Source organism: Nocardia sp. NPDC050408 (assembly GCF_044458905.1).
Classification (GTDB): Bacteria; Actinomycetota; Actinomycetes; order Mycobacteriales; family Mycobacteriaceae; genus Nocardia.
Genome location: NZ_JBITIL010000003.1, coordinates 266,222 through 286,319, shown reverse-complemented (window position 1 = coordinate 286,319; position 20,098 = coordinate 266,222). Strand labels below are relative to the sequence as shown.

At 64.6% G+C, this 20,098-nt stretch carries 17 protein-coding genes; 8 read left to right on the top strand and 9 right to left on the bottom strand.

The window, feature by feature from the left end; translation table 11 throughout:
- The first annotated feature begins 60 nt into the window (after positions 1-60).
- The 7 genes from ACIBJI_RS11070 to hemB all read left to right on the top strand — a co-directional run bounded on the left by ACIBJI_RS11070 (position 61) and on the right by hemB (position 5,071).
- Positions 61-429, top strand: a complete 369-nt coding sequence (locus tag ACIBJI_RS11070) for a VOC family protein (protein WP_364338801.1) — start codon at positions 61-63, stop codon at positions 427-429.
- 175 nt (positions 430-604) lie between these two features.
- Positions 605-745: a hypothetical protein gene (locus ACIBJI_RS11065; protein ID WP_364338799.1), complete on the top strand. Its 141-nt coding sequence runs from the start codon at positions 605-607 to the stop codon at positions 743-745.
- 407 nt (positions 746-1,152) lie between these two features.
- A complete protein-coding gene (locus tag ACIBJI_RS11060; RefSeq protein WP_364338797.1) occupies positions 1,153-1,443 on the top strand; it encodes a hypothetical protein in 291 nt (96 codons plus the stop codon).
- A 5-nt stretch (positions 1,444-1,448) separates the two neighbouring features.
- Positions 1,449-2,159 carry a hypothetical protein gene (locus ACIBJI_RS11055; RefSeq protein ID WP_396955985.1) on the top strand — a complete coding sequence of 237 codons (711 nt, stop codon included), beginning with the start codon at positions 1,449-1,451 and terminating at the stop codon, positions 2,157-2,159.
- Positions 2,156-3,304, top strand: a complete 1,149-nt coding sequence (locus tag ACIBJI_RS11050; RefSeq protein WP_397083928.1) for an FAD-dependent oxidoreductase — start codon at positions 2,156-2,158, stop codon at positions 3,302-3,304. Before ACIBJI_RS11055 ends, ACIBJI_RS11050 begins: the two co-directional genes overlap by 4 nt.
- A gap of 1 nt (position 3,305) precedes the next feature.
- Complete coding sequence (locus tag ACIBJI_RS11045; protein ID WP_364338791.1) at positions 3,306-4,097, top strand: aspartate/glutamate racemase family protein; 792 nt, start codon at positions 3,306-3,308, stop codon at positions 4,095-4,097.
- Positions 4,094-5,071 (top strand): porphobilinogen synthase, encoded by a 978-nt coding sequence (hemB, locus tag ACIBJI_RS11040; RefSeq protein ID WP_397083926.1) that lies wholly within the window; start codon positions 4,094-4,096, stop codon positions 5,069-5,071. The genes ACIBJI_RS11045 and hemB overlap by 4 nt, the downstream gene beginning before the upstream one ends.
- 617 nt (positions 5,072-5,688) lie before the next feature.
- Here hemB and ACIBJI_RS11035 read toward each other — a convergent pair.
- The gene (locus ACIBJI_RS11035) at positions 5,689-5,946 is read right to left on the bottom strand and encodes a hypothetical protein (protein ID WP_397083924.1); all 258 of its coding nucleotides are present in this window, start codon (positions 5,944-5,946) and stop codon (positions 5,689-5,691) included.
- A 274-nt stretch (positions 5,947-6,220) separates the two neighbouring features.
- Between ACIBJI_RS11035 and ACIBJI_RS11030 the strand changes: the two genes are divergently transcribed.
- Positions 6,221-8,884 carry a discoidin domain-containing protein gene (locus ACIBJI_RS11030; RefSeq protein WP_397083922.1) on the top strand — a complete coding sequence of 888 codons (2,664 nt, stop codon included), beginning with the start codon at positions 6,221-6,223 and terminating at the stop codon, positions 8,882-8,884.
- 169 nt (positions 8,885-9,053) lie between these two features.
- Here the strand turns inward: ACIBJI_RS11030 and ACIBJI_RS11025 are convergent, their stop codons facing one another.
- The 8 genes from ACIBJI_RS11025 to ACIBJI_RS10990 all read right to left on the bottom strand — a co-directional run bounded on the left by ACIBJI_RS11025 (position 9,054) and on the right by ACIBJI_RS10990 (position 20,091).
- On the bottom strand, positions 9,054-9,623 hold the full coding sequence (locus tag ACIBJI_RS11025) for a nuclear transport factor 2 family protein (RefSeq protein WP_396955728.1): 570 nt from the start codon (positions 9,621-9,623) through the stop codon (positions 9,054-9,056).
- Positions 9,624-10,275: 652 nt separating this feature from the next.
- Positions 10,276-13,584, bottom strand: coding sequence for a protein kinase (locus ACIBJI_RS11020; protein ID WP_397083920.1), 3,309 nt, complete (start codon positions 13,582-13,584; stop codon positions 10,276-10,278).
- Positions 13,585-13,718: 134 nt separating this feature from the next.
- Positions 13,719-14,735: a dihydrodipicolinate reductase gene (locus tag ACIBJI_RS11015; protein WP_396955726.1), complete on the bottom strand. Its 1,017-nt coding sequence runs from the start codon at positions 14,733-14,735 to the stop codon at positions 13,719-13,721.
- 428 nt (positions 14,736-15,163) lie between these two features.
- Complete coding sequence (locus tag ACIBJI_RS11010; RefSeq protein ID WP_396955725.1) at positions 15,164-16,168, bottom strand: LacI family DNA-binding transcriptional regulator; 1,005 nt, start codon at positions 16,166-16,168, stop codon at positions 15,164-15,166.
- A gap of 28 nt (positions 16,169-16,196) precedes the next feature.
- Entirely contained in the window at positions 16,197-17,198 is a 1,002-nt protein-coding gene (locus ACIBJI_RS11005; RefSeq protein ID WP_364338775.1) for an NAD-dependent epimerase/dehydratase family protein, read from the bottom strand.
- Between the two features lie 14 nt (positions 17,199-17,212).
- Positions 17,213-18,049, bottom strand: coding sequence for a mycofactocin-coupled SDR family oxidoreductase (locus tag ACIBJI_RS11000; protein ID WP_327099472.1), 837 nt, complete (start codon positions 18,047-18,049; stop codon positions 17,213-17,215).
- 32 nt (positions 18,050-18,081) lie between these two features.
- On the bottom strand, positions 18,082-19,212 hold the full coding sequence (locus ACIBJI_RS10995) for a cytochrome P450 (protein WP_396955984.1): 1,131 nt from the start codon (positions 19,210-19,212) through the stop codon (positions 18,082-18,084).
- Positions 19,213-19,350: 138 nt separating this feature from the next.
- Complete coding sequence (locus ACIBJI_RS10990; protein ID WP_397083918.1) at positions 19,351-20,091, bottom strand: hypothetical protein; 741 nt, start codon at positions 20,089-20,091, stop codon at positions 19,351-19,353.
- Between the last annotated feature and the right edge of the window lie 7 nt (positions 20,092-20,098).

Sequence of the window (20,098 nt, the reverse complement as noted above, 5' to 3'; positions counted from 1 at the left end):
CAGTATTCTGACATAGATTAACCGGTGTCAGAAAACTGACACAGACTGAGGAGCATCATCATGCCCGCCACCGGCCCCGACTTCATCTCGCTCCAAGCGCGCGACCTCGACGCTTCGCAGGCGTTCTACGAGCAGTACCTCGGCCTCGTCCGCTCGCAGACCGGACCTCCGCACGCCGTCGTCTTCGACACGAAGCCGATCGCGTTCGCACTCCGCGACGTCGTTTCCGGCACCGATCTCGCATCCGTTGCTCAGCCCGGCATCGGTGCCGCGATCTGGCTCCACGCCACAGACGTCCAGGCCATTCACGATGCTCTCGTCGCCGACGGTCACACCATCGTCTCCGCACCGATCGACGGCCCCTTCGGTCGGACATTCACCTTCGCCGACCCCGACGGCTACCAGGTCACGCTCCACGACCGCGCCTGACAGGCCAAACGCCACCGGACGATCACCAGCCCCCGCAGAGCGCGGTTGCGCCCGAGACTCGAGAATCCGGGCGACGTTTGTCTACCCCGGGGTGATACCGATACCGACCAGCCGCGACCCCGTCGCCCGTAACGAGTGCGCACTCCAGCGCGCGGCTGGCCGTATCCCGGCCGACGTGGCTCCGACGGTGGCCGCGATCCTGACCCGACACGCACCAGCCGCCACGGCGATGAACGCCTTCTACTGGAAACTGTTCGATGGCGAAATCCACACGGATTACGCCCAGTTGGTAGATCAGCACGATCTGACCATTTGACCGGTCATCGGGTGCATGAGCGCGCTCGACCGACGCGCGACGCATCTTGTGGTTCCTGAGCGAGAAATCGGTCGAAGCCCCATCTCACCCGCCTGTTTGCCAAGCTCCGCGTCTCGTCTCGCGCCGAACTCGCCGCCGTCGGCGCCGGTGTCCGGCATCGGCCACGACTCGACCGGTAACCGATTTGAGGGGTTTCCCTACTACCTGCGCTGTCCGACGGTATCCGAAACTTGTTGCGGCAGTGGCGTCGAACGTCTGACCGGCGAAATCTCGGCGAGCTGCGGAAGCCGAGACCGGAGGACGTGCGCTGTGCAACCCATCCATGCCGACCTCTGGTGTACGGCATCGCGGCCGGACCGCCGATGAGCGCGGCATTGTCAGGTCCTGTCGTCGTACGGAGCGCCCACATGGAGCCGATCGAGACCAGTGCCGACGACCAGACGGCAAACCGGCTCACCACGGAGACATTGTCGTCGCTGCGGAACTGGGTGGGGGCCGTGTGTGAGGCGGAGCTGCGTCGCCTGGACTCCCGTGCACCCAGGCTCGACGCCGACGCGCGCGCCGAAGTGGCCCGCGCCATCCAGCGGGTGGTCGATGGCCTCCTCGGCGACCTCGGATCGCGGGTGGCCCGCGATGCCGGACTCGTCGACGCGCTTCGGACCTTCTTCGTATTCGACCGCCCAGGAGGCAAACCTTGACCAGAGTGGGTGTGGTTGTGCCACCGTCCAATCCGGCGGTGGAGCCGGAGTTCGCACGCCTCCTCGACGCGCGGGCAGATCTGCATGTCACCCGCTTTCCGGTACGGCCAGGCCGCCCGCTGGCGGAGCGTTTGGACGCCTACAACGACGCGTTGCCCGACATGATCCGTTCGTTCGGCGATCTGTCGCTCGACGCTCTGGTCATGGCGTGCAGCGGCTCCCGTTATCTGCTCGGCCCGGCCGACGATCGTCGCCAGTGCGCCGAGCTGAGCGCAGAGTTCGGCCTGCCGGTCGCCTCCGCCACCGAAGCCATCAGATGCGCGCTGGCACACCTCGGCGTCGATGAAGTCGCCTTGGTCTCGCCCTACCAGCCGTGGCTGACCGCATGCGCCGAGCGGTTCTGGGCGGCGGCGGGCGTCCGAATCGCCCAAGTGGTCGCGGTGCGGGCCGGAACGCGTTTCGCTCCCTACGAGGTGACTACGGACCAGCTTGTTGCGCAGCTCGAGCAGGCCGCGCCGCCACGGGACACGGCGCTGCTGCTGACCGGCACTGGCATGCGCACGCTGCGCGCGATCGACCTGCTGACTTCGCGTGCTGAGCGGCTCGTTCTGACCGCCAACCTGTGCAGCGTCTGGTGGGCGCTGACCAGCGCAGGCCTGCCCGCCTCCTGGGGACGCACCGCGCCCCAGACGCCGGCCCAGTCGGTCGCGACATGAGCCCCGAGGTGATTGTCGCGGGCGCTGGACCGGTCGGTTTGGTTGCGGCTCTCACCCTGGCCAGGGCCGGGGTGTCGGTGCTGGTGCTGGAACGAGAGCCACGGCCCGCGACGCGTTCACGCGCCGCCACCTTTCACCCGGCCACGCTCGAACTGCTAGACGAGCATGGAGTGGCCGCGGCCCTGGTGGCGCGCGGCGTCGTCGTGAACCGCCTGCAGTGGCGCGACCTGTCCGGGGCGGTACTTGCCGAGATGAGCATGGCCACCTTGAGCGAGCTGACCCGGTATCCCTTTCGGCTGCACGTGGAGCAGTCGGAGCTCGTCGCGCTGCTGCTCGCCGCCCTCGAAGCGTATTCAGAGGTCGATGTCCGATTCGGCACCGCGGTGCAAACGGTCACCGACACAGGCGTATCCGTGTGTGTCCGCGCCGCGGGCGGCTGGTGTCGGGCCAGGTACCTCATCGCTGCGGACGGCGCGCACAGCACTGTCCGGGCCTCACTCGCTGCGGCATTGCCGCTGTCGGTCTATCCGACGCATGCGTTGCGGATCTTCACCCGCGCACCGCTGGACGAACTGCTTCCGGGCTTGGCGTCGGTGACCTATGTGCGTGACCCGATTCAGTCGTGCAGCTTGTTGCGGTTGCCTGACCACTGGCGGCTCATTCTCCGGCTCGCCCCCGACGAGCCCGTGCCGCGGAGCGTGGCCGGGCTGGAACTGAGCACCTTGGACATCTTCGATGTGCACCGCTACAGCTTGGCGAGTGGCGTACTCGACGCTTTCCGCCACGGCCGGGTGTTGTTCGCGGGCGACGCCGCCCACGTCACCTCCACCGCAGGCGGTCTCAATATGAACGCCGGTATCCACGATGCGGTCGATCTCGGCCGGACACTCGCCGGCGTGCTGGCCGGACAGGCCGCACCGGACGCGCTGGCGGAGTGGTCGCGGCGACGCCGCGCGGTCCTGGTCGATCATGTCGTCCCGGCCAGTGAGGCCAGGGTCGCCGGCGTTCAGGACGGCGACAGCGCGCGGCTGCGCGCCGCTGTCGCCGCGCTCACAGCCATCGCCGCCGAACGCGAGGCCACCAGGAACTACCTCGTGAACGCCGCCATGCTCGACACCGCCCCATTACCGGTAAGGAAGATCTGACATGCGAATTCGGTTCCAGAAACATGCCGTCGAGGGGCGTTCGCAGCTGCTCGACAAGCTCTACGCCGACCATCTGGCAAAGGTCTCCGATCCCACCACCGAGGTCGAGATCCATACCCTGCCGCCGCTGCTCTACTCGACCGAGCTACCCGAGGACTTGGTCGGGTTCGGGACGATCGGGCTGCTTTTCGCCGACTATTTCGCGCGCACCGCCGTCGCCGCCGAACGCGACGGCTGTGCCGCTTGGATCAGCGGCGCTGGCCAGGACCCGGGGCTGGTCGCGGCACGGGTGCGCGCCACCATTCCCGTCGTCGGGTACGGCGATGCCACTTGGCAGACCGCCAGGCAGGAGCGTCATCGGCTCGGCCTGATCGGCTTCATTCCACATCTGGTCGAGCCGATTACCGACAACATCGCCGCCGCGGGCGCCGCATTGGCCTCTTATCAGTTGATCGATGACGGCGCGGCGGTCATCTCTCGTGCGCTGGCCGGCGACTTCGAACCGTTTGTACGGGCCTACACCGTCGCCGCCGAGCGGGCGGCGGCGGCAGGCGCTCACTGGTTGGTGCCCGCAGAAGGCATACCCAACGAGCTCCTCGTCCACCTGGAGATCCAGGAGCTGTGCGGACTGCCGGTCATCGACCCCGGCGGATTGGCGATCAAGACCGCCGAGCACCTGGTAGGACTCCGCGCTCTCGGCATCACGGCCAAAGCCACGACCGGATACTGGCATCGGCGGCCATCCCCGGACCTGCTGGCGCACATCGAGCAGATCTTGGAGTTCAAGGCATGAGCTTCCCCACCGACCGACCGCGGCGACTGCGCCGCACCGCCGCGCTACGAGCGTTGGTAGCCGAGCATCGGCTGCACCCGTCGGACCTCGTTCAGCCCATGTTCGTGCGCGAGGGCATCGACGAGCCGAGGCCGATCCCAGCCATGCCCGGCCAGGTCCAGCACACGCGCGAAAGTCTGCGCAAGGCGGCTGCGGCGGCCGCGCAGGCAGGCGTCGGCGGCATCATGATCTTCGGTGTGCCCGAGCACAGGCACCCGGACGGACGTGGCGCGTGGGATGAGCGCGGCATCGCGCAGCTCGCGATCCGCGACGTCGCGGCCGAGGTGGGCGACACGACCGTGGTGATCAGTGATGTCAATCTCGACGAGTACACCGATCACGGCCAGGTCGGGCTCCTCGACAATGACGGTGACGTGGATAACGACGCCACGCTCGACGCCTACGCCCGAGTCGCGTTGGCGCAGGCCTGCGCCGGAGCCCACCTGGTGGCGCCGAGTGGAATGATGGACGGTCAGGTCGCCGCCATCCGTGCCGGACTCGACGCCGCCGGACACGAGCGCGTCGCCATCCTCTCGTATGCCGCTAAATACGACTCCGCCTTCTACGGTCCGTTCCGCACGGCTGTCGAATCCTCGTTCACCGGAGCCAGATCCACTCATCAACAGGACCCCGCCAACCTCCGGGAGGCGATCCGCGAGGTACTGCTCGACATCGAGGAGGGCGCCGACCTGGTCATGGTCAAACCCGCAGGCCTCTATCTCGACGTGGTGCGCCGAGTGGCCGACGCCGTGAACGTGCCGGTTGCCGCCTACCAGGTGTCGGGCGAGTACGCCGCCATCGAGACGGCAGCGCAGCACGGGATGGTGCAGCGCGAGAGGGCCATCGAGGAGAGCCTCATCGCGATCCGCCGGGCCGGGGCACGGATCGTCCTCACCTACTGGGCCACCGAGTTCGCTCAGCGACTGCGTGCTTAGTCGACGACCCACAACCCAACTCGGCCGCTGTCGACGTCGCGAGAGAGGCGATCGGTGAGCGATCCTCGGCGCCTCAGGCGTCGTCGTGACCTCACCGAGGCGGTGTTCCGAAGTCGGTGTACGCGTCGGCGCCGATAACGGTCGAGGCGCCACCGGCCAGACTCAGTGTTCGGGCTCGCTGATAGCGGCAGTGGGCAGACGAAGTCGCGGGAGGCCTTGTCCGCGGCGGACGGTTCGTCGGCCTCGCCCTCCTCGACCTCCTCGGCCGAATCGAATGCCGCGGCTGTGGCGAGCGGGCGCGCTGGGTCATGGCCGAACAGGGCGGTGGCCCCCGATGCCGATTTCGGCCGCTTCGGCCAAGGCGTTGACCCGCTCCAAATGCCCCCAGCCGGTGTCATCGGGACCGAGGCCAGCAATTCGACTCGCCGATAGGTGGTTTCGGCGGTCGCGAAGATACCCCTCCCAGCACTAGGCCGCGTCGAGCCGCGCTGCGCGCCAGCGGGGCACCGGTCCGGTCGGCCAGGGCCACCACCCGCTCGATCCGGCCACCGCTGTCATTGCCGAGCGCGCGGGCCGGCTGTCACTGTCGGCCCCCGGTCCGCGAACAGTGCTACCGGTCAGGTCAAGGCCACACATGCGCCGAGGCTGCCAATGGATCGACGTAGTCCATTGCGCGCCAGACGGATACGAACGGTTTGGCTCGAAACTGAGTGCACGAAGGTGCGTTTCGGTAGCTGCAACGCAATCGCGTCACGCAATGCCGAGACCGGCGCCGAGGTCATGCGCAAGCAGTCCACGGAGATCTCGAAATCCTTCGCGATCCGCTTCAGCGGCCGCTGGCTCTTGCGGGCCCCAGCGACCACGTAGCGGTCCACCTTTCGGGCTCACCCGCTCGGGTGCCGACCCGCCGAGAAGCACGAAATCTGCTCGGTCGCAGCAGGAATACGGTCTTGACCCTCGACCGACACGCCATTATGGTTCTCTCAATTATTCGTCAACTTTTATCGAATAATTGATAACTCCGGATCCAGCTTTCGGTGGCGCTGGCGTACACGGGCGTACGCCACATGGAGAGGTACGCAGTTGTCCTTGATAGGCAGGTGCTTCGGGCGCATCGGCGTGTGGGCCAGGGCTTGGATCGCTGTTGCGATGTTTGTGGTCCTCGCGCTGGCAACTCGGGTTCCTGCGGTCGCCGTACACCACACCTCCGAGACGACGATCGGGGCCATTTGCCCGGATGACGAAGTCGCCGCTGCGCCGGAGTGGGCACCGTCGAGCAGCGAGGTCGATGCCGCCTACGATCGACATCCCTTCGTGGGCAATGGCTATCTCGGGCTGCGGGTGCCCCCGCGCGGTATGGGCTACGCCGTGACGAACGAGCGCAGTGGTTGGCCGTTGTACACACCCCGCTACGACGGCGCGTTCGTTGCCGGACTCTACGGTCATACACCGACTGTCGCCGCGGACCGCGAGGTGGCGGCGGCCATTCCGAACTGGTCGGGCCTCACCGTTGGTGTCGGCGACGAGAAGTACTCCGGCGCGACACCGGCGGCGCAGATCACGAATTTCGCACAGACGGTGCACCAGCGGTGCGGGCTGGTACGCACCACTCTCACCTGGACCACACGGGACGGCAAGGCCACCGATCTGGTGTACGAGGTGCTCACCGATCGCGTCGATCAGCATGTCGGTGCGGTGCGGCTGACGATGGTTCCGCACTGGTCCGGTCAGGTCACTGTCAGCGATGTGATCGACGGCGCCGGGGCGCGACGAATGACGCAGAGCGGCGGTGGTGCGCGCGGCGAGGACGGTATCGGCGTCGGCTTCCGAACTGATGGCACTGCGGTCACCGGCGAGGTCGCTTCGGTGTTACGCACGAAAGCATCGACGGCACAGCAGGTTTCGCCAGCGCTCGAACTGAGTATCGGCCGCGAGGTGCGGTGGGAGGTGCGGGCAGACGAAACCTACGAGGTGACGAAGTTCGTCGGTGTGGACACAACGCTCACCGCCTCGGATTCCGCGGCTGCTGCTTTCGACGCCGCGCGCGGGGCCGCGGACAAGGGCTGGTCGCGGCTGCTCGCCGACACAGCGGCGGCGTGGCGGACGCTGTGGCGCGGCGACATTGTCATACCGGATGATCCCGAGGTCCAGTCTTGGGTGCGTGGCTCGCTGTATTCGCTGTATTCGAGTACGAATTCCCAGCAGGACAACAGCATTTCACCGGTTGGGCTCAGCAGCGACAACTATGCGGGCGCGGTGTTCTGGGATGCCGATACCTGGATGTTGCCGATGCTGTTGCAGTTCGCGCCCGAGCTGGCGAAATCGGTTGTGGACTACCGATACAAGACGCTACCGGCCGCGCAGGCCAATGCGCGGCTCCTAGGCTTGCGCGGCGCGTTCTATCCGTGGACCAGCGCCAGCCGCGGCGATCTGGCCGATTGTCACAGCTGGCTACCGCCGCACTGCCTGAACCAGATCCATCTGCAGGGCGATATCTCGCTGGCCGCCTGGCAGTATTACCTCGCTACCGGTGACGAGGACTATCTACGCACCCGCATTTGGCCGATCATGCAGAACGTGGCCGAATTCTGGGTCTCGCGTGTCACGTCGAATCCGGACGGCAGCTACTCCATCAACAATGTCGCAGGCCCCGACGAATACAGCAACGGCGTACCGGATGGGGTCTATACCAACGCTGTGGCCGCCCTTGCCCTGCGCGACGCCGCACACGCCGCCGATCTCCTCGGCGAACCGATCCCACCCGAATGGACCACGATCGCCGACCGGCTCCACATTCCGTTCGATCCGGCGCGGCAGATCTTCCTCCAGTACGACGGCTATCCAGGCACACCGATCAAACAAGCTGATGCCGCGCTGCTGATCTATCCACTGGAATGGCCTATGTCCCAAGAGGTTTCCGAGCATACGCTGGACTACTACGTCGAACGCACCGATTCCGGCGGTCCGGCGATGACCGACTCCATCCACGCCATCGCCGCTGCGGCGGTCGGGCGCCCTGGATGCGTGACCCAAACCTATCTCGAACGTGCGGTGCGTTCATTCATGCGCGCGCCGTTCGGGCAATTCTCGGAGTCGCGGGGTGTCGGTGGTATCACGGAGACCTTGAGCGCTCCAGCGTTCACGTTCGTTACCGCGGCTGGGGGATTCCTGCAGTCTTTCACGAACGGACTGCTGGGGCTGCGCCTGCGCGAGGGCGGGATCCGTATCGACCCCCTGCTATCGCCGGAACTGAAATCCGGAGTGTCTATTCACGGAATGCACTGGCAGGGAAGAACGTTCGACGCCGAGCTCGGGCCCGAGAGCACAATCATCACCCTCACCGATGGTGTGCCGATGCACGTCGAAACCCCGACCGGCATAGACCTGCTAAGTGCCAGCCAGCCCTTGACCGTCATGACTCGACGACCGGATCTGGAGCACAGCGAAAACCTCGCCCGATGTACACCGGTTGCCGCCTCCTCCGAGGAACCGGGCCGATACGCCGCCGCCGCGGTCGACGGCAGCCTCGCCACCGGTTGGGCGCCCGAGGGCACCCAAGCAAACCTCACCGTCGATCTCGGCACCGATCACCCCATCAGCAGAATCCTCCCGCGCTGGGCCGAGCACGCCCCGACGTACACAATCACCGCATCCACCGACAACCAAACCTGGACACCAGTCACCACCGATCCCGCAACCGGCACAGTACAAAACTCACTCACCGCCCGCTACCTACGCCTCCAGGTCATCAATCCCAATCCCACAATCCATCCCACTGTCCAAGAACTGGAGATTTCCGGCCCACCACGCTGACGTGGACTATCGCTAAGGAGTTTCCGGCGTTATTCCGCGCTGATCCGGCAGGTGAGCGGACCCACATCAGCGGTTCGGGATACAAAATGGGTGGGGTTCGATCCATTGTCGGTTCTCCTCGAATAGAAAGGCGGGAGACCACGTGCGTGGTCTCCCGCCTTTGCTGTGATTACCAGGGCCCGATGATATCCTTGACTTTCTGGACGATCTCCTCGATTGGAACGTCTGCCTGGATTATCGTGCCGTCGTCAGGGTTGATGAGATCGAGGCGTGTGCGGGTGAGTTTGGAATATTTGATCACCCACTTGCCGTTGCTGTTCACATAGCGATCGTGGTAGTTGCCATAACCGTGCACTCCGAGTGTGCCACCCCAGATGAGTATGTCCTCCAGCCTCCAGTCGCCCTCGGCAGTCGTCGCGGACGTCAGCCGGATCGCAGGATCGAAGCCCTGGTGGTGCGTTTTAGCGGGACCGATCGTGAGCTTCAGGAAGGCGATGAAATTGTCCCTCCCGACAAGGATGGGGCCACCGCTGCCCGTGGTGTCCACGATGACGTCCGGAGCGAGGAGTTCGCGCAGCGCGTCCCAGTTTTTCGCATCGATATCCGCGAAATAGCTGGTCTTGAGCTGCTTGATCGCTTCGATATCGGCGACCGCGTCGGTCGCCGAGAAGGCGCCCGGGGTAGCGGGGGACGGCGACGGCTCGGCGTTGGCGATCGAGATGCCGACAGCGCCGAGCATTGTCGCCGTGCTCAACGCGACAGCGGTGCGCAGTACACCTCGCTCGCTCGGTCCGGGAAGGAACCGACGATGGATTTCTACAGACATATCTCTTCTCCTCTTCGAGAGGATATCTCGAATAATTTGGTCAGTTGCGGATGCTCGACAGGACCGAGCAGCTCGAGTGCTTTGGTCCATGCAGAACCTAAAAGGCGATGTCTTTTCTGAATACGGAAGCATTTCCTCCACTCGGCGTGCGGCACCCGGTGGTTCATTTCGTGCATTGCGGTGTTTCTGAGCCGAAGGAGCTCGAATCGATTTACCTCGAACAATAGGAGGTGTGCATAACTGGTGCCGTACGTTGGTGATATTTTTAGCACCGAGCACTGAAAACGGGAAGAAATAAAAGTTGTGCGGAATTTGTCAATCTCGATCCCATCCGCGAGAGCGGTTCAGCGCGCTTTCATCCCACTCACCGGGAGCGGGGTTCGACAGGGCAAGTACGGGGTCGCAACCGTAAACCAGCAATGCTGTTGAATTGGCCCTATGTTGATCGGATGATCGAAAGGCTATCAATGGGCCGGTCAATAAATATATAGCATACTAGTCCGGTTTAAGCCGTGCGGTAACCGGAAATTTCCGTTTACCGAGATACGAAGTATCGGAACCTCGTTCAGCGCACCGAGCCGAAACCGCCGATGGATCCACGGTCCCGCTCTTGCTGGGCATCGTCGATTACCCAGGCCACGATCTGTGCGCGGGAGGTGAAGCCGAGTTTGCTCAGGATGTGTTCGACGTGGTGCTGTGCGGTGCGTTGGGAGAGTACGAGTTTCGCGGCGATCTGTTTGTTGGTGAGCCCCTGGGCGACAAGGTTGGCGACCTCACGTTCACGCTTGGTCAGTGTGAGTCCGGAGTCGGGTGGAGTGGTGGTGAGTGGTTCTCCCAGGGCGTACGCCACTGCGGCGTTCATCACCATGGCTTGTCCGCGCCGGAAGGCGACGTCGAATCCTCGGTCGCCGAGTGCGCGACGCACCGTGCGCTCGCATTCGTCGTGATAGCGGGCTAGCTCCGTGAAAAATGTGGTGACACCAGGGGCGGGTCGCAGCAGGTTTTGGGCGGCACCCATCAGGATGGCCGCGCGTTCACCATGGTCGTCGGCGTCGGTCCAGGCCAGTCCCTCGATGGCCATAGCCGCGACGACGGGGCTGCGCACGCGCCGGTTGGCCCGTAACGATTCCAGCAGTAACTCTTGCGCATGGGAACGGTCGTTTTGCTGCCATACGGCGATGGCGATGCCCCACAGTGTGGTCGATCGGAACAGCGATTCGCCGCACGCTTGGGTGATGGACAGTATCTGCTCGTGATACTGCATCGCCCGTCCGGTATCTCCCTGGAGTGCGTGTGCCCAACCGAGGTCGGACAATGTGGAGATATAGAGATGTCCTCGAATATTGGATTCGAATACCGCGAGGGCGGGTTCGAGTACGGATACCGCCCGATCGAGCTCACCCCGAAACAGTGCCAGAACTCCCTCGGCGGATGCGGCCAGCGCTTTGGTGGTGGGCGCGGGATCTTGTTCGGCGAGTGTGCGTGCCTGCTCGACGAGAGTGGCCGCGTATTCCAAGTTTCCCTGTACCGCAGCCATGTGCGTGCTCGTATGCAGCGCTTTGACGCGATCGGGTATCGAGTGCGCGGCCGGGTGGGCCAAGAGGCGGTCGAGCCACCGTCGGCCTTCACCGAACCGCCCTCGGAAGCTCCAGAACACGAATAACGCTGCGGCGGTGCGCAACCCGGCCTCCGCTGACTCCGCGGTAGCGTCGGACACACAGAACTCGAGCGCTTCTCGCAGATTCGATTGTTCGCGGTCGAGGCGAGCGAGCCAGTCGAGTTGCTGATCGCTGATCCACCCGGCCTCAGCGTCCAACGCCAACCGCTGGTACCAGTCGCGGTGTCGTCGGCGCAGATCCTGGCTTTCGCAGGCCTCCTGCAACTTCTCCCGACCGTAGTCGCGCATCGTCTCGAGCATTCGGAAGCGCACAACGCCTTCGGGTTCCTCCCGGTTCACGATCGACTTGTCCACCAGGGACGACAATGCGTCGAGCAGACTTTCCGGTGCCAACTCGGCACCACATACGTATTCGGCGGCGTCGAGTTCGAAACCCCCGGCGAATATCGTCAGCCGAGCCCACAGCCGCTGCTCGACCGGGGTGCACAGCTGGTAGCTCCAGTCGATGCACTCTCGTAGCGTCTGTTGCCGGGTGGGCGCTGTGCGGCTACTGCGGGTGAGCAGCGCGTATCGATCGGTGAGCCGCTGCAGGATCTGATGCGGCGACATTGCGCGCATCCGTGCCGCGGCGAGTTCGATCGCCAGCGGCAATCCGTCCAGCCAGGAACAGATACCCGCTACAGCCGCCTTATTGTCGTCGGAGAGTTCGAATCCGGGAACTACCGCAGCGGCGCGGTCGGCGAACAATGTCACGGCGTCGTATTTGGACAGTCCGCGCAGCGCCGGTTCATCGTCGGGGTCCGGAACGGTCAGCGGCAACACCCGCAGTACCGCTTCGCCGGCGATGTCGAGCGGCTCGCGGCTGGTGACGAGAATCCGCTGATTCGGACAAGCCATCAACAACGTCTCGACCAGCTGCGCCGCAGCCGCCAACACTTGCTCGCAGTTGTCCAGAACGAGCAGGGTTTCCTGGGACTGCAGGAACTGGACCAGCACTTCCTGCGTCGATCGGGCCGAATCGTCGCGCAGGCCGAGCGACGCCGCCACTATGTCGATCAGCAGCGACGGGTCGCCCACATCGGCCAGTTCGACAATCCGGACGCCATCGGTGAAATCGCGTCGAGCGTTCGCCGCCGCGCGCAGCGCCAGCCGGGTCTTGCCGACGCCACCGATCCCGGCCAACGTCACCAGTCGGTAGGTGGACAACAGATTCTTCACCTCGGCCGCCTCGGAGCGGCGGTCGACGAAACTGGTCAGCTCCAGCGGCAGCTGGCCGACGCTGCCGCGACCCGCAGCCGTCACTGGCGGGCCCCATTCCTGCATCGCGGACGTGTAGTCCAGCGGCTCGGGGGCTGGGTTCGCGTGCAGCGCCATCTCACCGACCGGGTATCCGTGGTGGCGCTGTACCTGCCGGATGGCCTTACCCATCTCACCCGCCGACATCCGCTGCCTCGGGTCCCGGCTCATCGCCGATTCCACCACGGCCGACAAGTCGTCGGGAATGCCGCTTTCCCGCAGGTTCGGCACCGGTTGACTGGTGATCCTGACGAACTGGGCCACCACTTGCTCACCGCTGCGTCGTTCGAAGGCGGCGTGCCCGGTGAGCGCGCAGAACAGGGTCGCACCGAGACCGTAGATATCCGCAGCCGACGTCGGGTCGTCGCCACCGAGCACCTCGGGCGCGGTGAACGCCGGGGATGCGGTCAAGATCCCCGTCGCCGTCTCGAACCCGCCCGCGAAGTGCGCGATACCGAAATCGGTCAACGCCGGCTCGCCGTAATCGGTGAGCAGAATGTTTCCCGGCTTCACATCGCGATGCACGATGCCGAGCCGATGCGCGCTCTCGAGCGCACCGGCGATCTTCACCCCGATCCACAACGCGGTCTGCACCGGCAACGGACCCTGCCGGCGAATCCACGCATCCAGCGAATCCAAAGGGTGATACGGCATCACCAGATAGGGGCGCCCGCCTGCGGTGACACCTACCTGCAGCACAGTGACGATATTCGGATGTCCGGTCAGCCGACCCATTGCCTTCTGCTCGCGAAAGAACCGCGCCTGATTGTCCTCGTCGAGTTCAGCTGTCAGTACCTTCACCGCCACCGTGCGGTCCAGCGCCACTTGCTTGCAGCGATAGACCTCACCGAAACCGCCACGCCCGACCTCTTCGGCGTCTTCGAACCCGGACGCGCTCAAATCGGCCGTGACGGGTGTGACCGCGTCGCGGCGGGTCCGAAGCGGATCACCGTCTGTCATCAGCGGCGTGTAATCCACTCGGCAGGTACGCGAATACCGGGCGCCATGCGCTCACCTTTCGACAATGCCAGCGTATCGCCAGCAAAGGTAAACGGTCCGGACGTCCGCGAGTATTTACGTTCCTCGGGACGTGCTCACCACAGTGCCGCGGCAATGGGTGGCAGATCCTGGGCGGTGCGGATCCCCGGTGGTGCGGCACATAGGTAGGGAATGGTGTTGACGGCGCGGTTGGCCGCGTAGGTTGGCGCGGCGGCATTCGCCTGATCAGACGCTTCCCCCGGCCGAAGGTCGACCTCGAGGGGCGTATCGCCCTCGACCGAGATATGCCATCCGGTAGGGCGCAGTGCCCAGTCGGAGTCGATGTCGGTGCTGCAGTAGCGGGTCGAGCGGAACTGCAGCAGCGGCTGGCCGCGGCGTGTGCCGGAGACGGTGATCCGTTGCGCGACAACGGTTCCCTTACGGAAGACGGCGCCGCCGACCTGGACGTCCCGATTCGCGGTGGCGAGTTCGCCGCGGATATCGATCGCGTCGAGTGGCGGACCGAAAGCGTCGGCGGCCATGCACAGTGACGGGCTGATCGCGCGGCGGGCCTGGATCAGGCGGTGGGGCTCGAAGGCCGCTTGGCTTATGCCGAAGCCCATGCCGAGCAGCGTCCATGGGGTTTCGGAGTGGGTGAGGTCGGTGTATTCGTCGATCATCAAGCGGTCCAGGCGTCGTTGGATCGAGCCGAGTGCGATGGACATGGTTTCGGTGATGAAGCCGGGACTGTGGCCGGTGCTGTGGATCGAGGCTCCGCCGGACCAGCATGCCGCCTCCACGCGTGCGTACAGAGCTTCATCCATGCTGGCCGGATGATGGAATATGCCGTGGGTGGTCACGATATTCGTGCCGGTGGTCAGTAGTCGGCAGACGGTGTCGATGTCGAAGACGCGCGGTGTATAGACCACGCAATCGGCACCCAGTTCGATGATTTCGTCGATATCACCGGTGGCGTTGATCCCGGTGTCTGTCGGCAGTTGACACAGGCGGCTGGCATCGGTGCCGACCTTTTCCCGGCTGTGGGTATGGACCCCGACAAGTGTGAGGTTCGGGTGTTCTATGAGGGCGCGTAGAGCGGGTCGGCCGACATTCCCGGTGGCCCACTGAACCACCCGATATTGTCGCGCCGTTGGCTCGATTATGTTGTGCGGCAAGGGATTCGTCCCGTCTCGGTGGGCTGGATAAGGGGCGTGATCGACCCGGCCTTCACATACCGACCCGATCCGATTGCAAGCGAGTCGATTTCGCGGCCATCATCGTCTTCCTGGTTGTCGGGCTATCGCGACCTGCGGCACCGGCATGAAGGGAAATCCGAATCGCAACCGCGAGCCAGCTCTAATTATCTAGTATTCGATAAATTTTATCTAATAATTGATAGAATCTTAGCTCTGGCGGCGAAAAGGCGTCAAGCTGGCTTGCGTCTGCTGTCGACGTGAACTCCGCGCCGCCGCCACCGGTTTCGCCGCACAGACCGTAAGAGCGTGCCGCAGGTAGGCGAATTTTGTTGTGGTGCAGTAGTTCTCGATGCGCCGCGCGCGGTCTAGGTCGAGGCGCGCACGACGAGCCGGGCGATATCGGTCGGCTCGGGAGCCGACGGCACCGGATACCCCAGTTCGGTGAGAACTGCCGCGATTGCCGCAGTGGCGACCGCGGCAGGATCGAACTCCACCGTGGTCAAGGGCGGCGAACTGAACGCTCCCATGGGATTGGCGTCCACACCGATCACGGCGAGGTCGTCGGGGCAGCGGAGTCCGGCTTCGCGGATGCCGAACAGCACCAGGCCCGCGATCTCGTCGCTCTGCGCGCACACGGCGGTCACACCGTCGCGCACCCACCCGGCCACTACATCCGAGACATTGTTTGGAGTGACCTCACCGACGCTGATGGACGGCAGATCGCGCAGGCGTGCCGCCCGGGCGACGCCCTCGAACCAATAGTCGCCCAGGGCACGCCATTTCGCGATTCCGGTATAGGCGAATCCGATCTTGTGGTGCCCACGCGAGACCAGATGCCCGACCCGCAACGTGCCGACCGACAGCAGCGGATCCCCGAGCGCGGGCAGCAGCCCGATCTCGATATGCGGCACCTTCGCCGCTCGCACCGCGGTCCGTACGCGGCTGCTCAGCGGAAACATGCTGACGACCGCGATCGGATCGAGATTGCCTATGGCATCGACGACCTGCTGATCGTCCTCGGTCTGGAAGATCTGCACCTGCAGCAGCCCGTGGCGGGCGAGTTCGGTGGTCATCCGGTTACCGGCCTCGATCGGCATGTCACCGACTGCCACGCGCGGCACCACGTACAGCACCACGCCACCCTTACCACGCGCCAGATTCCGCGCAGTGACATTCGGCCGATACCCCAACTCCTCGGCGGCTGCGTAGACCGCCTCCCGGGTTCGCGCCGAAATCCGCTTGCCCTCGGCATTGTTCAGGACATAGCTGACCGTCGCGGTCGATACCTTCGCCAGCCGCGCCACATCGGCATTCGTAGGCCGCACAATCCTGTCCTCGACGCTCGACGCGTCACCCTCACGAGCGGCCATGGCCTCATGATGGCACGCCGTGCACCGCTCATCCCGTTCGCCATCCCCGTCGGCGGTGCTCGAAGAACTCCGCGGCGCGGCGGATCGAATTCTCCACCGGCTCCGGCTTCCAGCCGAGTTCGCGCTCGGCCTTGCCGTGGTCGAGCGGCGACATCAACTCGGCCATGCGCAAACCGACTGTGGCGAATGGGAGATCGCGGTTCAACACTCGGGCGGCGAGGTCGTTGCCGCGGGCAGCGAAGTAGAGCAGACCCAGTGGCAAGCCGATGCGCGGTGCGCGGGCTCCCACAGCAGCAGCGGCGATCTCGTGGACCTCGCGGCTGCTCATGTAGCGGTCGGAAATGATGTACCGCTCACCGGGACGGCCATGGGAGCCCGCGAGGACCATCGCACGCGCAGCGTCCTCGATGCCGACCACCTCCGAGGAGAAGTCGAGATAGAACGGGAACCGCCCGGCGGCGACCCGGGCGATCACCGAACCGTGCGGTGTCGGCCCCCAGTCGCCGGGGCCATAGGTCGTGGAGATGCACATGGCCACTGCCGGAAGGGACTTCTCCCCGACGTAGCGCATCACGAGATCCTCAGCCGCGACTCTGGCCGCGATGTACGGACCGCCATCGTTCCAATTGTGCGGGTCGTCCTCGGTGACCGGGCGCTGGTTGCTGATGGCCAGCGTTCCGGCGGTACTTGTGAAGACGAATTTGTCCGGACCGGCCGCGACCGCGGCGTCCAGCACATGCCGTAAGCCTTCGACATTGGTGCGGAACAGGGGCGCCGGATCGCGTAACCACATCCGCGCGTCCACGACACAGTAGTAGACGACGTCACACCCCTTCATCGCCGAGCGCAGTGCGACGTCGTCGAAGACGTCACCGTAAACGCGTTCGACATCGAGGTCATCGATCCCCAACGTCGAACTGGAGGGGCGCAGCATCACCCGTACGTCCGCGCCATCTGCCGCCAACCGACGGGTGACGTGGCTGCCCAGGAAACCACTGGCCCCGATGACCAGCTTCTTCGACTGTGTCATAGCCGCCGACATGCCTACTTCAGCATGCTGCCCGCGTCGATCGGCAAAGGTACGCCGGTCACGTAGCGGGATTCATCGGAGGCCAGGTAGAGCACCGCATTGCTGATGTCGCTCGGCTCCACCCACGGCACCGGCAGGGTGTGGAACATCTGGCAGATCGGCTCGAGATCCTTCGGGCCCGGATTCTCCAGGTCGGGGCGGAACAGCTTGAAAGTTCCCTCGTTCAAGAGCATGTCTGTGTTGACGTGCGTGGGATGCACCGAATTGACGCGGATCATATGCTGGCCCAATTCGACGGCGAAGGTTCGCATGAGGCCGACCACACCGTGCTTGGCCGCGACGTAGTGCCCGACCTGCGGGTACGCCTTGAGACCGCCGACCGAGCTGGTGAGGATGATCGAGCCGCCACGGCCAGCCGCGATCATATGCGGCACAGCAGCTTTCACGCTCTTCCATACCCCACCGAGGTTCACTCCGATCATGTCCTCCCAGAGGTCTTCCTCGAGATCGACCAGCTGACCACCTTGGTTGGCGAGGCCCGCGTTCGCGATGATGATGTCGAGTCGGCCCAGCTGCTCGACGCCACTATCCACCGCCGCCTTCAGCGCCGCGTAGTCACGCACGTCGACCTCGGCGGTGACGACGCGCCGGCCTTCGGCCTTGACGAGATCGGCCGTGGTCGCCAAGTCTTCCGGCGTCGGCATCGGAAAGGGCACCCTATCCAGCTGTTTGCAGACGTCGATGGCAATGATGTCGGCGCCCTCCTGCGCCAGCCGCACGGCGTGGCTGCGACCCTGGCCGCGCGCCGCGCCGGTGATGAATGCGACCTTTCCTTCGACCCGTCCGGTCATGATTACCTCTATTCGTTGTGTTGATTCGGCGGTCAAGATGTGAAGGCGGGCAACGTTTCCCAACCGCGGACGGTCGAGGTGGGCGACAACTTGGCGCTGGCCATGTCGACCTCCCACTCGGGGAACCGCGCCAAGATCTCCTCCAGCGCGATCCGCCCCTCCAACCGAGCCAGCGCCGACCCCATGCAGTAGTGCGTGCCCACGCTGAAGGTCAGGTGTTGGCGGGTGTCCCGATGGATGTCGAAAACATCGCCGTCCGCTGGGAATTGCCGGTGGTCGCGGTTCGCCGCCCCGATGAGCATCATCATGACGCTGCCCTCCGGAACCGTCCGGCCGTGCAGTTCGACATCCCGAGTCACATAACGCGCGACGTGTGGCGCGGGGGGCTCGAACCGGAGCAGTTCCTCGACCGCGTTCGGAATGAGCCGCGGGTTCTCGACCAGTTCACGCCGTTGGTCAGGATGTTCGGCGAGAACCTTGCCCGCCCAACCGATCAGCCTCGTCGTGGTCTCATTACCGGCACCGGCAACCACGTTCACGTAGATCAGCAATTCATCGCGGGTCAGTCGCCGCACGACTCCGTTCTCGTCCTCGAACTCCACGTTGAGCAGCTCGGTCATGATGTCGTCGGACGGGTGCTCGGCACGCCAATCGATATACGCGGAGAAGATTTCGCCGGTGGCAAGCCCCTCCGAGGCAGCCTTCATCGGCTGGCCTTCCTCGGTCCGCATCTGATCGTTCGCGAAGTCTCGGATCGCTTCCTGATCCTCCTCGGGAATGCCGAGCAGCATGCCGATCGTGCGCATCGGCATCTGCGCGCCGATATCGGCGATGAAATCCAGCCGACCGGTGCCGACCAATGGATCGAGGCTGCGGACGCAGAACTGGCGAATCTTGTCCTCGAGTTCCCGGATCTTGCGCGGAGTGAACATGCGCGACAAGAGCTTTCGGTGAATGTCGTGGACCGGCGGATCCTCGAAGATCAGAATTCCCGGCGGCATCTCGATTCCGGCCTTGATCAGTTCGAGGATGGCTCCGCGGGCGGAACTATAGGTACCCGTATCGAGCAGTGCCGCATTCACATCGGACCACCGGCTGATCGCGTAGAAGTCGTGCTGCTCGTTGTAATAGACAGGCAGCTCTTCGCGGAGCCGCTTGAACATCGGGTAGGGATCAGCATTGAGTTGGATATCGTAAGGGTCGTAGTAGATGTCGTTGATTGCACTGGTGGTCACGGAGATTCACCCCTCCTGCTCGAATTTCGATATGGCACTTTTTAGTTGGATGGCGGGGCGGACCGCTTAGGGCAGTTCGACCTTGCTCGTCAGCCAGCGACCGTCGACGCGGTCCATGGTCATCAAGATGCGGTTGCGATCGATGCGTGGCGTCGGGTTGGTCATGTTGGTGATTTCGGCGTCGACGAACAGCATGATCACGGCGTGGTCCTCGGCAGCGGACTGCACGCTCGCGGCGACGACGTGTCCCTTGCTGACCGACTTGGCCTGCAACAGCATCGGTTTGAGCTGATCGGCCGACTTGCTGTACATGCTCTTGAATTCCCCGGTCGCCCCGTTCAGGACGGTCGCGAAATCGCTGTCGATATGCGAGGAGTCGATGCTGGTCAGGGCTACCGCATAGTCCTGAGCGGCCGCCAAAGCCGCCGTGCCCGCGGCTTGGCGATCGTTGCGGGTCTCGAGTTTCCAGCCGAACACCGCTGCGAGTATGACCGATACCACGACCAGCAGCATCAGGATCCCGGTCAGCGGGCGTGGCTGCAATCGGCGCCACGAGCGGCCGGATTTCCCGGTGCCCTCGGCGGCGTCCGCGACCGCTACCACGCCGTCCTCAGCGGCGACGGCGTCGGCGTTTTCAGTTGCGTCCGCACCGGCGTCGGACGCTTCCGCGCCGACAGTCAACGGTTCCGAATCATCGTGACTCTCATCGGGTTTCGTGGCTGACACCTGGTCGGACACCGCACTCGCGCCGTCGGACGAGACCGAGTCGTCGACCTTGTCCAATGCCATCACTGAGCTCTTGTTCATCCTTGTC

Excerpts from the sequence above, each read along its gene's own strand:
- ACIBJI_RS11070 (WP_364338801.1), top strand. The coding sequence starts at position 61 with ATGCCCGCCACCGGCCCCGACTTCATCTCGCTCCAAGCGCGCGACCTC.
- ACIBJI_RS11060 (WP_364338797.1), top strand. The coding sequence starts at position 1,153 with ATGGAGCCGATCGAGACCAGTGCCGACGACCAGACGGCAAACCGGCTC.
- ACIBJI_RS11050 (WP_397083928.1), top strand. The coding sequence starts at position 2,156 with ATGAGCCCCGAGGTGATTGTCGCGGGCGCTGGACCGGTCGGTTTGGTT.
- ACIBJI_RS11045 (WP_364338791.1), top strand. The coding sequence starts at position 3,306 with ATGCGAATTCGGTTCCAGAAACATGCCGTCGAGGGGCGTTCGCAGCTG.
- hemB (WP_397083926.1), top strand. The coding sequence starts at position 4,094 with ATGAGCTTCCCCACCGACCGACCGCGGCGACTGCGCCGCACCGCCGCG.
- ACIBJI_RS11030 (WP_397083922.1), top strand. The coding sequence starts at position 6,221 with ATGTTTGTGGTCCTCGCGCTGGCAACTCGGGTTCCTGCGGTCGCCGTA.
- ACIBJI_RS11025 (WP_396955728.1), bottom strand. The coding sequence starts at position 9,623 with ATGCTCGGCGCTGTCGGCATCTCGATCGCCAACGCCGAGCCGTCGCCG.
- ACIBJI_RS11020 (WP_397083920.1), bottom strand. The coding sequence starts at position 13,584 with ATGACAGACGGTGATCCGCTTCGGACCCGCCGCGACGCGGTCACACCC.
- ACIBJI_RS11010 (WP_396955725.1), bottom strand. The coding sequence starts at position 16,168 with ATGGCCGCTCGTGAGGGTGACGCGTCGAGCGTCGAGGACAGGATTGTG.
- ACIBJI_RS11005 (WP_364338775.1), bottom strand. The coding sequence starts at position 17,198 with ATGACACAGTCGAAGAAGCTGGTCATCGGGGCCAGTGGTTTCCTGGGC.
- ACIBJI_RS11000 (WP_327099472.1), bottom strand. The coding sequence starts at position 18,049 with ATGACCGGACGGGTCGAAGGAAAGGTCGCATTCATCACCGGCGCGGCG.
- ACIBJI_RS10995 (WP_396955984.1), bottom strand. The coding sequence starts at position 19,212 with ATGTTCAAGCGGCTCCGCGAAGAGCTGCCTGTCTATTACAACGAGCAG.
- ACIBJI_RS10990 (WP_397083918.1), bottom strand. The coding sequence starts at position 20,091 with ATGAACAAGAGCTCAGTGATGGCATTGGACAAGGTCGACGACTCGGTC.